This window comes from Sulfitobacter sp. GN1-4, from assembly GCF_055693825.1.
In genome coordinates this window covers 1281780-1296667 of sequence record NZ_JBVFUQ010000003.1, presented here as the reverse complement: position 1 = coordinate 1296667, position 14888 = coordinate 1281780, and the positions used below count along the sequence as shown (strand labels likewise).

Below are 14888 nucleotides of genomic sequence, written 5' to 3'. Positions count from 1 at the left end.
GGGCCGTGAAAATTGTCAGTCCTTTTGCAGCGCCCGCAACACACGATCCAGATCTTTACCCTGCTTTGACCGTTTGGCGGGGCTGTCTTTGACCAGGTTATAATACTCCGTCGGATCGTAAAGCTGCACAGGCAGGCCCAGATCCTTTGCGGTCAGCCGACCTGTTGAGGACAAAATCCTGTACGCCGCCACATAAAGCGCTGCCCGCGCCGAGACCTGCAAGGATTGCGCGTCCAACAGGGATTGTTCGGCGTCCAGCACATCCAAAGTGGTCCGCGCGCCCAATGACGCCTCTTCCCGTATGCCCCGGAAAGCGATCCGGGCGGCACGCACCTGACGTTCTGAGGCGGCCAACTGAGCCTGTACGGTTGTCAGCGTGGCATAGGCGTTGCCCACATCCTGCTGCACATTGTGGCGCACCACATGCAGGTTGCCACGCTGCGCATCCGCGCGCGCCTTGGCCTGACGGGCCGTGGCCGACAATGCCCCACCTTGGTAGATGGTCTGGCCCGCTTCCAGGCCGATGGACCCGCCGCGGTTAAATTCATTGGCGTTCAGGTTTTCCGTCAGCGACAACCGCCCGGTCACGCTGACAGAGGGGCGCATGTCGGCCTCAGTGGCTTTGACCAGCATGTCTGCTGCTGAAACCTGGTGTTGCGCGGCGCGCATGGAGGGGTGGTTGCGCACGGCAACCGCCTTGGCCGCTGAGACGTTTTCGCGCATCGCGGGCAAGCTGGGCGGCTGGCTCAGCCGGCCTGGTGTGCGTCCGACCACGTTGCGGTATTCCTCGATCGCGCTGACAAGATCGCCGCGGGCAGCCGCCAGGCCGCTGCGTGCCTGCGCCAGCTGCGCTTCGGCCAGCGACACATCGGTGCGGGTGACTTCGCCCACCTCAAACCGGTCCTGGGCGGCACGCTGTTCTTGCGTCAACAAACGCACGTTGTTTTCGCGCAGCGCCACAAACTCCGACGCTTCGATCACCCCCATATAGGCTGATACCGCGCGCAACAGAATTTGCTGTTCAATGTCCAAAAGCGCTTCGCGGGTGGCCAGCACGGTTTCTTTGGCCGCCTCGACCCGGAACTGACGTGAGCCGAAATCATAAAGCACCAACTCAGCCGCCAGGCTGACCGCCGCCGTCAGATCATCATTGTCGATGGTGACAGGGGAGGATGAGTTGCGGATGCCGCCAAAGTTCTGCGTCAGGCTTGCCGACCAGCGCAATACGGGCTTGAGCGTTGCAGCCGCCGCGGCCACGTCTTCATCTGCAGCGCGCAGCAAAGCGCGGTTTTGCTCCAGAAGACCCGAATGGGTGTAGGCCCCCACCAGCGCATCCGCCAAGGATCTCGGCCGCCACAGGTTTGGCCGCGCTGATCCCAAGGCTGAGCGCACAAGCTGCCGCCGTCATCTGCAGGCCGAATTGGAGTTTCTTCATCAACATGGGTCTAGGACCTCTTTCCAGTTGTACCGCTCTTGCCGGGCCTGCCCGACGGCTCAAAATTCAAAGACTGTTTCGCGCTCAAACCCCGGCAAAACCGGTGCTGAAGCGTTGAATGCCATGCGCCAGCTGATGTCGCCGCCGCGCTTGTAGCCGATGCGCACTTCGCCCAAGGGGCCTTCCATAAAGAGACACGCAATCCGCCCGCCCTCTTTCAACTGGTCGCTAAGCGCCTGAGGCAGGTCGGTGATGCCGCCCTGAATCATGATCACATCGTAAGGCCCATGCGCAGCCGCCCCTTCGGTCAGGGGCCCCACATGCACAGCCACATTATCCGCCCCCGCCGCAGACAGCGCCTCTTGCGCCTCGGTGGCCATGGCCTCATCTTCCTCAACCGCAACGACGGCCTCAGCCATATGGGCAATAACGGCGGCGGAATAGCCTTGGCCGCTGCCGATATCGAGCACCATGGCATCGTTGGAAATCGCCAATGCATCCAACGCCTTAGCCAGCGTGCGCGCCTCAAGCAGTACGCGCCCTTCGCCCAGATCAAGGTTTTCACCCAGATAGGCCGCTTCGCGTTTTGCGACTGGCACGAATTCTTCCCGCGGGACGGTCAGCATCGCGTCAATAATCGGAAATTTCGTGACATCCGAGGGGCGAACCTGTGTGTCAACCATCATGGTCCGGCGCGCATTGAAATCACTCATCAGGTAAACTCATCCGTTTAGATTCCGTCCTGCGGATAGATGTGCCACATCCCGCCCAGCGCGGCAACGGCCAGAAGCGGACTTTCACCGATGATGTGTCTTGCAGGGGCGCGGCGGATCAGATAGCAAGCGCGCACCACTGGCGGCGAGTTGGCGGAGTGGTGACGCAGCGGATTGCAAATCCGTGTACACCGGTTCGATTCCGGTACTCGCCTCCATTTAATTTCAAGCACTTAGAATTAAGCGTACCGAGTAGCTCGTGGTTCCACTCAAGGCTCTACTCTTTCACGTTCTGTGTTTGTCTGATCGCCGGGGTTACGTCATGACCCGGCGGCTTACCGATTTTGTCGTTATAACTTCTGCGCCGAGTGTTCCGGTACGCGTCTGCGCGGGTTTTTGACGGTCATGAGGCGTTCTCTGGTGCCGGTGGGCAAATGTGGCTCACTTACCGGATCGGCGGTACCAGGGACCAACACTACATTGCCCGCAACCCGCGAAGCTCCTCATCAGGATACTCCCGACCTGCTGGGGCATCGTTTTCGTCAATCACGAATTCTCTTGCCAGACCCGCAAGCCTGTCTGCGGCATCTGACAGCACGCCGGTGGCGGCGGTTGTTTCTTCGAACATCGCAGCGTTGCGCTGGGTGACGTCGCCGATCTCGGAAATGGTCCGATTTACGTCGCCCACCACGGCGGATTGCTCTGCGGCAGAGTTGGCGATCAGCGTGACGCGTTCAGACACGATTTCCACATCTTCGTTGATCTTGTTGAAAACACTGCCTGTTTTATCTACCAGAGCGACGCCTTTTGACACCTCGTCGGCAGTCGCCTGCACCAGCCCTTCGATCTCACCCGCCGACTCGGATGCGCGATGGGCCAGCGTTCGGACCTCAGATGCTACAACGGCAAAGCCCAGCCCGCTTTCGCCGGCGCGCGCGGCCTCAACACCCGCGTTCAGAGCCAGAAGGTTGGTTTGGAAGGCGATCGAATTGATGATCTGAACAATGCTTTGGATATCGTTTGTCTTGCTTTCAATCACGCGCATGGCAGCGACGGCTTTTTCAACGGTGTTTTTGCCAGACCGGGTGGTGTGAAGTGTCTCTTTCGCCTTTTCCACCCCGGATTCCGCGTTGGACGCCGACAGCTCAACCGATTTGCTGATTTCATGGACGGACGTGGAGGCCCTGTTCAGATGGGACGCCGCTTCTTCTGTGCGGGTTGCAAGGTCTTTGGAGGCGACCGACAGGTCGGCAGAATTGGCGCGTACATCGTCGGACCGGTTGAGGATTTCGCGGATCGCATCCTGAAATTTCTGGGCGGTTATGTTCGTGTCATTCTGCAACTGGCCGAAGGAGCCGCTGAATTCCCCCTCCATCCGAGACGTCAGATCACCTTCTGACAGGCTTTGCAGAGTGACACAGGCTGAGCCCAAGGTGACTTCAATGGTGTCGACCAAAGAATTTACTCCCGCTTTGATGTCTTCCAGCAATGGCTCAGAAAAGCGGCTGTCGATCCGCACGGACAGTTCACCCGCCTTGATGTGTTCGATGACGGTGGACAAATCAGTGCCCAAGGTGCTCCATTGCTTGGCTTTTGCTTCTGCGTTCGCACGCTCCTCTTTGTCGCGCTCTGCGTCGCGTTTCAGCCGCTCTGATTTCTCATGAAGCGCTCTTTTGTCGGCCTCGTCCCGCTCAAGCCGCAGCTTTTCTTCGGCGGCTTGCAGTTCTTTGCTTTCTAAAATGCGGTCTCTGAAAATCTGGAGCGTGCGCGCCATATCCCCGATTTCTGTTTTCAACGCTGTGCCGTGGATTTCAACATCCAGATCGTCCTCAGACAGAGATTGCATGATCTGCGTCGTTTGATGGATGGGAACAGAGACCGATCTGACGATCATGAACAGCAACACCGTGCTCATCGCCATGACGAGCGCGCTGATGATGATGAAGACAACGATTTTCTGTTCAGCCAGCCCGATCTTTTGCGCGCTTTGTTGCGCAATGCTTTCCACACCGGCGTCGGCAAGATCTTCGGCAGCTTTTATCAGGGCGTCGTAGAGCGTGTCGGCTTCATTGACGAACATTGTTGCCATCATCTGATCCACCCCCAGCATATCAACCGTGTTGGTGGCCGCCTTCATGTAGCTGGTGATCTGATCGTTGAGGTCAGAGACGATGGGAACATAGGCACCTGCTTCCGCGATATCGAGCCATTCTTGCAGCTTCTCATAGGCGGTTACGGTCTTGGCAATCTGGTTGTTCAGCGGCTCCCCTTTTAACCCAAAGTTCGCCCAGGCGATGGCCCGCGTCAGTTCAAAATGGGCGGTGTTCAAACCCTGCTCAACAGTTGTGATTTGACGCAGCTCTGGGATGGAAACGATGGCCTGGCTTTGAAGGGTGTCGATCAGATCAGAGAGGATGATCACGGCGGCAACCACGATCCCGGCCAGGGAAATGCCGGTCAGAACGCTGATGCTCCAAGACTTGGTTGTGAGTTTATAGTTTTTCAGCAACTGCTCTCTCGCTTTGACAACACGTGAGCTCCGACGCTGCGGTCACGCTAAACCGATGGGTTCGCCCGTTCCTTGGGCATGCTCTGACAGGGTTCTCTGCAGGCCAAAGACCGTGATCTGCGTTAAATCAGGGTTTATCGATCCGGCCACGGGTCGCTCCGTTCGGTAAAACTGTTGGCATTCGGCACGCCATTTACGTGGAGTCCAGGGGGTCGCGGCGGCCACCCCAAAGAATTTGGTAACGATTGCTCAGTACCCCTCAGGCAGAACAAACCGAAGGAGACATGACATGTTCAGACGAACTCTACTGACCCTCATTTTCGCTATCATACCCGCGATTGGTTTTGCCAACACCACGCATGGGACCGCAGACGATGCTGTTGCCATGGTCGACCGGGCCATTGCGCATTTTGAAGAACATGGCTTGGACAGCCTCGTGGATGCCATTTCAGACACTGGCAACCCTGATTTCCATGACCGCGATCTTTATGTCTTTATCCAAGACGTCGACGGGCTTGTGGTGGCGCATGGTGTACGACCGGCGTTGAACGGCAGGAATACACTGGGTCTGACGGATCCGAATGGGCACAACTTTGTGGCCCAAATGGTTGAGGTGGCCCGCACAGATGGTACCGGTTGGGTTGACTACATCTGGCCAAATCCGACCACCGGCGCGCCTGAGCCCAAGCGGACCTGGGTATCGCGGCTGGACGACACCTATTGGGCTGCGGTTGGCATCTACGTGAAGTGAAGAAAAGGGCCGTCTGGGGCTGGCCCGGACGGCTTGCATCTGCTGCGGGTGGGCGGGCAGTCTGCCACGCCCCCCAGGTTACCCCGTTAAGCGGGACTTTTCTGTCGCATGACGGGGGGCAGAACATCTTGGCTGGGCCAAAACCCGGACAGCAGCGCATCATGGTAGCCTTGCGTCAGGCCGGCCGCGCACATTGCGGCACGCGCCGCGGCGGCATCATATGTAAGGCGCTGAAACTGCGGGGTGCCTTCACGCAGCACCACGTACTCCGTGCTTTGCGTGCCGTCATTCGGTGGCATCCCGATGACGCCTGCGTTGATCCAGGCCACCTGTCCGATCTGCCGCTCAAAAGCGATGCCGGAGTGGCCCGCTATGACCGCATCGACCTTGCCGCAAGCCGCTTCAACCGCGCTTATTTCTTCTGCAAATTCGGCCTCCGTGCTCACAGGCCACAAAAACCGGGCGACATCTGTGATACCGCCATGCAGGACGGCAAAACGCTTGCCCGCTTGGGTGAACACGATCACATCCGGACAGGTCTGCATCAAGTCGCGCGCGGCTTGTCCGATGGAGCGGTCCGCATGGGCAAACCACCCCGCCGACAGCAGATCACAGACCGTACCGGGCGCAAACCCGCAGCCGCAATCGGTGCCACCGGTGCCCAGCTGTTTTTCCACATTGCCTGCAACACAAGGCACATCGGCCAAGGCCGCCACCACGGCGGCACCGTCGGCGCAATAGGCGACCATATCGCCGGTGTTGATCATGGGGCGACCTTGGGCGGCCTGTTGCACGGCCTGAACCGCTTGCAGATTGCCATAGGCCCCGCCAAAGAGAATGATCTCATCCGGCATCTGTCCCAAATCCTGCACAATCATGCGGCAACCCTCATGGTCGCGACAGGACGACGTCTGACAGGTCTTTGGGATGATCTGTGAGCGCCTCCCAGCCATCGTCCGTGATGATAAAGCTGTCGCCCACTTGCGCGCGGAATGTGTCAACAGAGACAGAGCCATCCACAGCAAAGACCATGCCAGGCTGCAAGACGGTGGTGTCTCCTGTGACCAGTTGAGGGGTCTCTAGAAAGCTAAAGCCGGTGGCCCGCCCACAGCGGAAAGGGTAGTCAAACCCGGCATCCTGGATCACTGCGGCGTAGGCTGCATGCACGGTTTCGGCCGTAACCCCGGGACGCAATGCCTGCAGTGCCGCGCGTTGGCTGGCCACCGCGATCTCATAGATTTCGGCCTGGGTGTCATCGGCGATCTCATTGATCCAGAAGGTCCGATCAAACCCCAGTTTGAACCGGTGGAAATTGGTCATCCCGCAAAAGCACAAAAACACCGGCTCCCCGCTGCGCATGATGCGGGTGGAGGCACGGTGGTGGGTTTTGGTGATGGCCTCGCCCGATGCCATGATTTGCAGAAAATGCGTGTTGGGAGACATATCCGCATCGTCGTAATGCGCCTCAAGAAGGGCAGCGGCCTTGCGCGTGCCCGCCTGTGATGTGGCCAATGCCACCTCATATTCAGCCACACCATCGCCGATGGCATCGCGGCCAGCGGCCATCATGGCCATGGCCACCTGCCCCGCGTGGCGCGCAAGTTGCAGCTCAGCCGGGGATTTGATCATGCGCATCTTGGCCAGCGTGGGGGTGGCATTGGCAAGGCGCGCCGCAGGCACATGGCCATCGACATAGGCGCGGACCAATGCGGGCATGTGATCAGGCTCAATCCCGATTTTTCCCGGCGCCGACAGGATGGGGTCCAACTCTTCCCGCCATTCCGCCCCCATACCGTCGTTCCAGGGCGCAATCCGGTCCACCCGCGCGGCGGCTTGGGCTGCGTTTAGATCAATGGTCGGGGTGATCAGCAGACTTGGGCCGTCTTTGGGCACCACAAGAATTGTGGGACGGCCAAACTCCATATGCAGATAGTCGTAATACCCCGTCAGGTAATAAACGTTGTCGTCATCGGTGATCAGCGCGACATCAATGTCAGCGGCAGTCAAAGCCGCGCGGAAATCCTCAAGCCGCTCTGCAAACATGTCAGTCTTTCCTTTCTACGGGCAATTGTTGGCGCACAAGCGTGGCCCAGAACTGCGCCCCGATCTCCAACAGGTCATCATTGAAATCATAGTCACTTGAATGCAGCGGTTGGCCGTGCGGCCCGGCCTCTCCGTTGCCGAGCATCAAAAAGCAGCCAGGAACGGCGTTGCTGAAATGGGCGAAGTCTTCGGAAAAGCTCATAGGCTCGCGGTTGGGCAGGCAGGGCAGGCCCATCTTTTGGGCCGCGTTGACAGCCGCCTTTGTGGGGTCGGGCGCGTTGATCGTTTCAATGAACTCAGTTCTGAAATCCACTTCAACCGATACGCCATGGGCTGCGGCAATGCCCTCGGCCAACTGCCGCATATAGGCTTCGATCTGGTCGCGGTCCTCAGAACTGCGCGCGCGCACGTCGCCTTTCAGCGTGGCCTGCCCCGGCAGGACGTTGCGCTGTCCGTCTGTGAGAAACTCTGTGACCGACACAACCGCCCCCGCCCCGGGGGCTATCTTGCGGGCGACAATGGTTTGCAACGCTTGCACCAGCTCTGCCCCGATGGTGATCGCATCGCGGCCCTTGTGCGGCATGGAGGCATGCCCCCCTGCCCTGTTATGCGAATATCGAACAGGCTTTCTGACGAACAAATGAGGCCAGGACGTGTGGACATCTGGCCCAGTGGCGCACCGGGCAGATTGTGGATGGCATAGATTTCCTCCATCGGGAAACGCGCCAACAGGTCGGCATCCAACATCGCTTGCGCGCCAAGCCCGTGTTCTTCGTTGGGCTGAAAGACAAAGACCGCCGTGCCGTCAAAGCCGGGATCTGAGGCCAGCATTTGCGCGGCCCCCAACAGCATCGTCATATGCCCATCGTGCCCGCAGGCATGCATCACACCGGGGTTGGCAGAGACGTAGTCATGCGCGCTGGTTTCAACGATGGGCAAGGCATCCATATCTGCACGCAACCCAATGGCGCGGTTGCCGTCGCCCGCCTTTAACACCCCCACAACGCCCACGCCTTCGTGCACATCTAACCCCACGCCCCGCAGGATATCGGCCACTTTCGCCTTGGTGCGCTGCTCATCAAACCCCAGCTCAGGGTCCCGATGGAACGCGCGGCGCAGCTGGATCAGATCGGACGATGACGGTGCCATGGGATTGTGACCTTTGCTTGCTCAGCCAGTGGGGCGGAGGGTGCTGGCACTAGAGCGGCGAATGGGGTCTTTCGTCAATCCTGTTTACTGGGCCTGTTTGCTGGGCCTATTTGCTCGCCATGTCTGTTGCCATGGTTGCCGGGGCAGCCGTCTGTCACCATCCGGGCGCGTCGATCCGAAGCGCCCCTGCGGGGTGGGGCCAGTGTGGCGCGCGTTCCCCGATCTTCACCGGGAACCGGAGGCGTTTGGCGGGGCCCCAGCTGGTCATTTCTGTGCGGGGGTGCAGGTGCTGATCGGTGCCCTCAATCGCCGCCCCCTGAAAATCACGCGCGCCTTGTGACGTCAGCAAAACAGCCGTGCGGGCCAGCGATAAACGTGCGCCAAACACATCCCCCGTCTGGTTGCGCAAGCTGAGGGCGCGCAAAACCGCTGTGGCCATCAGATAACCGGTGGCGTGATCCAAGGCTTGCACGGGCAAAGGCACCGGATGCGCCACGCCTTTGCGCTGCATCCCCTCATGCGCGATGCCACAGCTCATCTGGACCAGGCTGTCAAACCCGCGCCGCCCGGCCCAGGGGCCGCTCCAGCCATAGGCGCATAGGCTGACGTTGATCATATGCGGTGCAAGCTGTTGCAGGCGGTCCTGGCCGTATCCCAACCCCGCCAAGGCGCCGGGGCGGTAGCCATGCACCAGCACATCTGCCTGCTGGACAAGCCCTTCAAACGTCGCACGATCCTCTGCACGGGTCAAATCCAGACCGGCGCGGCGTTTGCCAAGCGTCACCTCAGGCTCAACGCCCGGTTCATTCCAGGACGGCGGGTCAATGCGCAGCACATCCGCTCCAAAGCCTGCCAGAAATCTTGTGGCCACCGGACCGGCCAGTACGCGGGTCAGGTCCAACACGCGCAACTGGTCAAAGGCCACGGGTTTTGCGCCCGCCCCTGTCTGCTCCCAGGCGATGAGCGGCTCTGACGCCACCGCTTGCCCCTGCGGATGCAGCACCCATGCCGCCGGGCTGTGCATCGCGGCGGCGGCACCGCCTTCGGCAACAACAGCCGCTTCCAGCTTGTCTTTCCCCCAGGAGGCGACGGTATCGGCCACGGCGGTTTTGTTCCCATCACATCCCAAGGCGCGCAGCGCGGCCTGCCGGTGATGCGGCGCGTTGGTGTGCAGGCGGATCCAGCCGTCGGATGTTTGATAAGCGCCTGCGATGTCATCCCACACCGATGGCATCTGCCACCCCTCAGGGCGCAGTGTCATGTCAAACCAAAGCGCCGACAGCGCCCGGTCAATGGTGACGTGCGCTTCGCCCAAGATACCCGCCATTTCGACCGCTGCCGCACGGATGGACGCCACCGCCAGATCGGTCACGGGAAAACAGGAAGGCAGCTCAGCATCGCCCTGGGAGTGTACGGCGATCTCAGTTTCGCTGTGGGGCAGCAGAGCGGTTTGGATGTCGTCAAAGATTTGGTCGGGCATATCGTCCTCTTGGCGCTTTGGGCCAGATCACCGCAGGCTTGCGCCGATGTAAATCTTGATCAATATAATCAATATGAAAAATACCGATTGGATTGATGCAAAATCCGCCTGTGCCGCGCTGGGGATCAAGCCGCAGACCCTTTACGCCTATGTCAGCAGACACCAGATCCGGGTGCAATCTGATCCGAGCGACGCGCGGGCCAGCCTTTATTCCCGCCAGGATGTGGCACGGCTGGGCCAGTTGAACCGCCGCCCAAGGGCCCGCGCAGACGTGGCCCAGGCGGCAATCCGGTGGGGCGATCCGGTGCTGGTAACCTCAATTTCGGAAGTGCGGGATGGGACATTCTGGATACGCGGCAAAGCCATCGAGGATTGCGCCAAAGACATGACGCTAGAGGCCGTCGCGGCGCATTTGTCAGGTGCTGCAAAGATCACCTGCCCCATGGTTGGCCCTGCGGATGAGGGGCGCACGCCGTTCTCGCGGGCGATGAAGGCCCTGGCACGCGAAACAGATACCGCCCCGCCGCTGCAAGATCTGACGCAGGCGGAGATCGCCGCTCAGACCGGGCGCATGATGTCAGTGGTGGCCACGGCTGCGCTGCAGGACACCAGCGGTTTAGCCCTTCACCGCAGGCTCGCCAACACCTGGCAATTGGACCCAACTGCCGCAGATATCGTCCGGCAGGCGCTGGTTTTGCTCTGCGATCACGAATTGAACCCCTCAACCTTCGCCGTGCGTGTGTGCGCCTCAACCGGGAGCAGCCTGCCTGCCGCGCTCTTGGCGGGGATGGCAACGCTCAGCGGACCAAAGCATGGCGGTGTGGCGGGGTTGACCATGCAGGCCCTGCAGGCCGCAGCCCGGGGGCAGTTTGATGCCTTCTTGCGCGATCATAAAACCCCGGAGCCCTATGCCTTTGGGTTTGGTCATCCGCTTTACCCTCAAGGCGACCCCAGAGCGGCTTGCTTGCTTGCGCAAATCCCCGATGGGGCACCCGCAAAGACCGTCACGCAAAGGCTTGCTGCGCGTCTGTCATTGCCCCCCAATATTGATGCGGCCCTTGCCGCGATCACCTGGCACTTTAGGCTGCCGGATGAGGCCGCGACCGCAATCTTTGCCATGGGGCGTGTGGCGGGTTGGGCCGCCCATGCGGTTGAACAGGCACAAAGCGGTGAGATGATCCGCCCGCGCGCCAAGTTCGATGCGCGCGCCTCTGCCCTGGCAGATTGAGAAAGCGTGGCATTATTGAGGTCCCGCCTATGGGCAACGCGGTGTCGGTTTACGCGTCCGGCGCGCCCACCGTGCGTGCGAAATATCCCACCAGAAAGGCCGTGCTTAACCCGAAGGCCACAGTGCCGGTCACGGCCGCCATAGCCCCAAAAATACGGAAAGGATCGCCCAGAGTGACATCGCCGTAGCCCAGTGTCGTATAGGTGACCAAAGCGAAATAGATGGGCTCTTCGTATCCTTGCAACGCCCCCACAAGCAGCACCGACAGCGCCCAAAGATAGACATGTACCGTATGCGAGGCGAGCAGCACCACCACGATCAGAGAAATCTTGGTAAACCGGGGCCGGTGGTGATCCCCCTGGGTGGCCGCGGCGGAGCGTTGCAGGTATCTGATCAGGGCGGACAACAGCCAGATGTGCTGCAACGTGCACAGCAACAAAATGCCGCTGCCCAACGCGATTTGAACCAAGACCGGCATTTAGCCCTTCGATCCAGTCAGGCCTGCGGTGCGGGCACCAGTGCTCATGCCGCAGGTTCTTTGGGCTGGGGGCCGCGTTGCCAATGGCAAAGAACAACCGGTAGAGCGGCGGCACGAAGATCAAGGTCAAAGGCGACGCCAGCAGCAGACCACCGATCATCAAGGTCGCCATCGGCTCAAACAGCGCACCACCAAAAAGCGCCATCGGCAGCAGCCCCAAAACGGTTGTGAGTGAGGTCAGCATGACCGGCGACACACGTTTCTTTGCCGCCCGCACAATCGCTTCATCAAGCGGCAGCGCGCGTCGTTCAATGTCGATCTGATCAATAAGGACGATGGCGTTGTTGATGATGATCCCCATCAGCGAAATCAGCCCCAGAATGGCAAAGAACGATAACGGTTGGTTGGTGATCAACAGGGCCAAAGGTGCGCCTGCCAGAATCAAGGGGATCGTCAGGAACGTCAGCGTAACGCGCCTGAAGGAATTGAACTGGAACACCAGGGCCGCAATCATCACGGCCAGTGCAAAGGGCATGCCCCCCAAAAGCTTGGCGTTTGCCTCAGCTGAATCGGCACTTTCACCGCCGATGCTGACATCATAGGCGGGGCCCAGATCCAAACCGGCCAAAGTGGGTGCCAACAGCGCCTCAACCTCAGCCGCGGCCAGCGTGTTGCTTTTGCCCGAGACGACAATTTCGCGCACCTGGTTTTCACGCCGCAGCTGGGAAAATTCCAGTTCCGGCCGAACAACCGCAACCTGATCTAGCGAAATCAGCCCACCAGAGGTTGGCACCGACAGGTTGGCCAAATCCTGCAGGCTGTCGCGATAACCTTCCAATGTGCGCAAGACGATTGGGATGGAATCCGACCCCTCGCGGAAGGTGGAATAGGTCGTGCCGGACAAGAAAGTGTTCAACACATCGGAGATGTCACTTGAGGTGACGCCCAGCTCGCGGGCCTTTTCCTGCAAGATGTCCACCCGGAACTTGATGGTTTTGTTGCCCCAGTTGTTCTGGTTCAGCACGATGCCCGGCATCTGGGCGAATGCCGCCTCAATCTGGCTGGCCGCTTGCAACATTGTGTTGGCGTCAGGCCCCTGGATCGACACATCAACAATGCCAGATTCAGCCCCCCCATCGACAGACGGGTGATGCGGGCCCGCGCTGCGGGATGGTTTTCAAAGAGGTGTTTGCGCGTGCGGTCCGCCGCCTCAACCGCGCCTTCGAAGGAATGGGTGTTGACCAGGATGAACGCGCTTGCGGGGTCCGTATCGGCAGGCGACAGCGCAAGATAAAAACGTGGTCCGCCGTGTCCGACAAACACCGTGGTGTCGCGCACTTCGGGGTTCGTCTCAGCGTTACGCAACCAGTCGTCTACCGCGCGCGCTTCGCGCTGGGTTTGCGCGATGGAGGTGCCTTTGGGCAGATCAAGATAGACAAGGTATTCCGCCCGTTCGCTTAAGGGAAACATCTCGGAGCGCAGCGCGCCAAAGGCGGAGGCCCCTAGCACCACAATGGCATAGCACAGCACGAAAAGCGGGATGCCCCAGCGCAGCGTGCGCTGGATCAGCGCGCCGTAGGCCATGACCACCCAGCTGTCATGGCTCGCCTTGGCCTTGGGGCGCAGCAGAAAAGCCGCCAGGAAGGGCAAAATGTAATGCGCGGTCAGCCAAGACCCCGCCAACATCACCGCCACCACAGCGCCCAGAGAAAAGGCGAACTCTCCAGTTGTGCCTTCCAAAATGAGCATTGGAATGAAGGCAGACACCGTTGTGACAGAAGCCACGGCCAAGGGCACAAAGAACTGCCCGCCTGCGGCGATGGCCGCCTCTTTCGGGGTCATGCCGCGTTCCACACGGGTCTCAATATCCTCAACCACCACAAGCCCGTTATCGACCAACAGCCCCAGTGAGATGATCACCGCAGCGATCGAAATCTGCTCCAGATCGACGCTCATCTGGCCCATGCCCACAAGGGCAAAGCAAACGGTAAAGGGGACGATGCAGGCAATCACCAGCGCGGGCCTTAGACCCAGAAAGACCAACATCACCAGCAAGACCACAACAAAGGTTTGCGCGACGTTGCTGAGCGCATTGTTGATTGCCAGCGTGACGTTGGTTTCTTGGAAGGTGGAGATGTTGTAGGAAATGCCAATGGGTTGGGTTTGCTCCAACGCGGGGATGGCCGCGCGCAGCTCAGCGCCGATTTTTTGAATATCGCGGTCTTCTGCCATCTCAACACTGACCAACACCGCAGGTTGACCGTTGAAATAAACCGGCTTGTCGACCGGTTCCACATAGCCCCGCCGCACATCCATCAAATCGCGCAGACGCACCAGCTCGCCGGTGGCATCTACGCGGGTCAGCACGTTTTCCAAATCCTGCAGGGATTCCAGATCGCCGTTGGCCTCAAGCACCACGGTTGTGCCACCGGCATCAATCTGACCGGCAGGCAGGATCACATTCTGCGCCTGTAGATCCGCCAAAACCGTCTGGAACTGCACGCCAACGGCCGCCAGCCGCCGGGTGTCAATTTCCAGCCAAATCCGTTCATCCTGTTCGCCGGACAAAGACACCTTGGTAATCCCGTCAAGCTTATAAAGTCCCCGGCGCAAGGCATCTGCTGCATCTGACACCTCCGCATAGCTGAACCCTTCGCCTGTCACGGCAATCGTCGCCACTGCGACATCGCCGTAGTTGGTGTTCACAAAGGGGCCGTTGGTGCCACTGGGCAGATCGCTTGCGCTGTCCTCCATTTTGGTGCGCAGATCCTGAAACGCGGTATCAAGCTGGGCCGCAGTGAGCGATTCAGACATTGCCACGGTCAGCTGCGTTTGCCCCAAGGTGATCAGGCTGGAGATGTCATCCACCTCAGCCAATTCGCGCGCCGCGCGTTCCAGGGGGATCGCGATCAGGTTTTCAACGCGTTCCGGCGACATGCCCGGGAATTGGGCCGTGATCACGGCATTGCGGATGGTGATGGCCGGGTTTTCGCGTTTGGGCAAAGAGGCATAGCTCATCGCACCAATCAGCAGAAGGCCGATCATGACAAAGACGGTCAGGCGGGTTTTCTCAATCCCAAAGCGTGTGAGGAAATCCATTGA

At 59.9% G+C, this 14888-nt stretch carries 10 protein-coding genes, 1 tRNA gene and 2 pseudogenes; 3 read left to right on the top strand and 10 right to left on the bottom strand.

All coding sequences use genetic code 11. The features are described 5' to 3' along the window. Nucleotides 1-15: 15 nt before the first annotated feature. Together ACZ1HM_RS06860 and ACZ1HM_RS06855 are read right to left on the bottom strand one after the other, a co-directional pair. On the bottom strand, nt 16-1341 hold the full coding sequence (locus tag ACZ1HM_RS06860; RefSeq protein ID WP_472742114.1) for a TolC family outer membrane protein: 1326 nt from the start codon (nt 1339-1341) through the stop codon (nt 16-18). Between the two features lie 153 nt (nt 1342-1494). Further along, the gene (locus ACZ1HM_RS06855) at nt 1495-2148 is read right to left on the bottom strand and encodes a protein-L-isoaspartate O-methyltransferase family protein (protein ID WP_472742113.1); all 654 of its coding nucleotides are present in this window, start codon (nt 2146-2148) and stop codon (nt 1495-1497) included. Nucleotides 2149-2292: 144 nt separating this feature from the next. On the opposite strand from ACZ1HM_RS06855, the gene ACZ1HM_RS06850 reads away from it, so the two are divergent. Continuing rightward, nucleotides 2293-2366, top strand: a tRNA-Cys gene (locus ACZ1HM_RS06850). Between the two features lie 257 nt (nt 2367-2623). Here the strand turns inward: ACZ1HM_RS06850 and ACZ1HM_RS06845 are convergent. Next, nucleotides 2624-4657 (bottom strand): methyl-accepting chemotaxis protein, encoded by a 2034-nt coding sequence (locus ACZ1HM_RS06845; protein ID WP_472742112.1) that lies wholly within the window; start codon nt 4655-4657, stop codon nt 2624-2626. Between the two features lie 289 nt (nt 4658-4946). Between ACZ1HM_RS06845 and ACZ1HM_RS06840 the strand changes: the two genes are divergently transcribed. Then, entirely contained in the window at nt 4947-5408 is a 462-nt protein-coding gene (locus ACZ1HM_RS06840) for a cache domain-containing protein (protein ID WP_472742111.1), read from the top strand. A gap of 86 nt (nt 5409-5494) precedes the next feature. Here ACZ1HM_RS06840 and ACZ1HM_RS06835 read toward each other — a convergent pair whose 3' ends face one another. From ACZ1HM_RS06835 to ACZ1HM_RS06820, 4 genes and pseudogenes are all read right to left on the bottom strand, one after another. Next, on the bottom strand, nt 5495-6286 hold the full coding sequence (locus tag ACZ1HM_RS06835) for a metallophosphoesterase family protein (RefSeq protein ID WP_472742110.1): 792 nt from the start codon (nt 6284-6286) through the stop codon (nt 5495-5497). A gap of 10 nt (nt 6287-6296) precedes the next feature. After that, a complete protein-coding gene (locus ACZ1HM_RS06830; protein WP_472742109.1) occupies nt 6297-7451 on the bottom strand; it encodes a M24 family metallopeptidase in 1155 nt (384 codons plus the stop codon). 1 nt (nt 7452) lies between these two features. Beyond that, nucleotides 7453-8600, bottom strand: a pseudogene (locus ACZ1HM_RS06825) (amidohydrolase). 154 nt (nt 8601-8754) lie between these two features. Then, nucleotides 8755-10080, bottom strand: coding sequence for a CoA transferase (locus tag ACZ1HM_RS06820; RefSeq protein ID WP_472742108.1), 1326 nt, complete (start codon nt 10078-10080; stop codon nt 8755-8757). Nucleotides 10081-10153: 73 nt separating this feature from the next. Between ACZ1HM_RS06820 and ACZ1HM_RS06815 the strand changes: the two genes are divergently transcribed. Beyond that, nucleotides 10154-11308, top strand: a complete 1155-nt coding sequence (locus tag ACZ1HM_RS06815; protein WP_472742107.1) for a citrate synthase — start codon at nt 10154-10156, stop codon at nt 11306-11308. Nucleotides 11309-11357: 49 nt separating this feature from the next. On the opposite strand, the gene ACZ1HM_RS06810 is transcribed toward ACZ1HM_RS06815, so the two are convergent. The 3 genes and pseudogenes from ACZ1HM_RS06810 to ACZ1HM_RS06800 form a co-directional block, all read right to left on the bottom strand. Further along, nucleotides 11358-11786, bottom strand: a complete 429-nt coding sequence (locus ACZ1HM_RS06810) for an ion channel (RefSeq protein WP_472742106.1) — start codon at nt 11784-11786, stop codon at nt 11358-11360. A gap of 151 nt (nt 11787-11937) precedes the next feature. After that, nucleotides 11938-12864: pseudogene (locus tag ACZ1HM_RS06805) on the bottom strand (efflux RND transporter permease subunit); the annotation flags it as partial. Continuing rightward, complete coding sequence (locus ACZ1HM_RS06800; protein ID WP_472742105.1) at nt 12804-14885, bottom strand: efflux RND transporter permease subunit; 2082 nt, start codon at nt 14883-14885, stop codon at nt 12804-12806. The pseudogene ACZ1HM_RS06805 and the gene ACZ1HM_RS06800, both read right to left, overlap by 61 nt. Between the last annotated feature and the right edge of the window lie 3 nt (nt 14886-14888).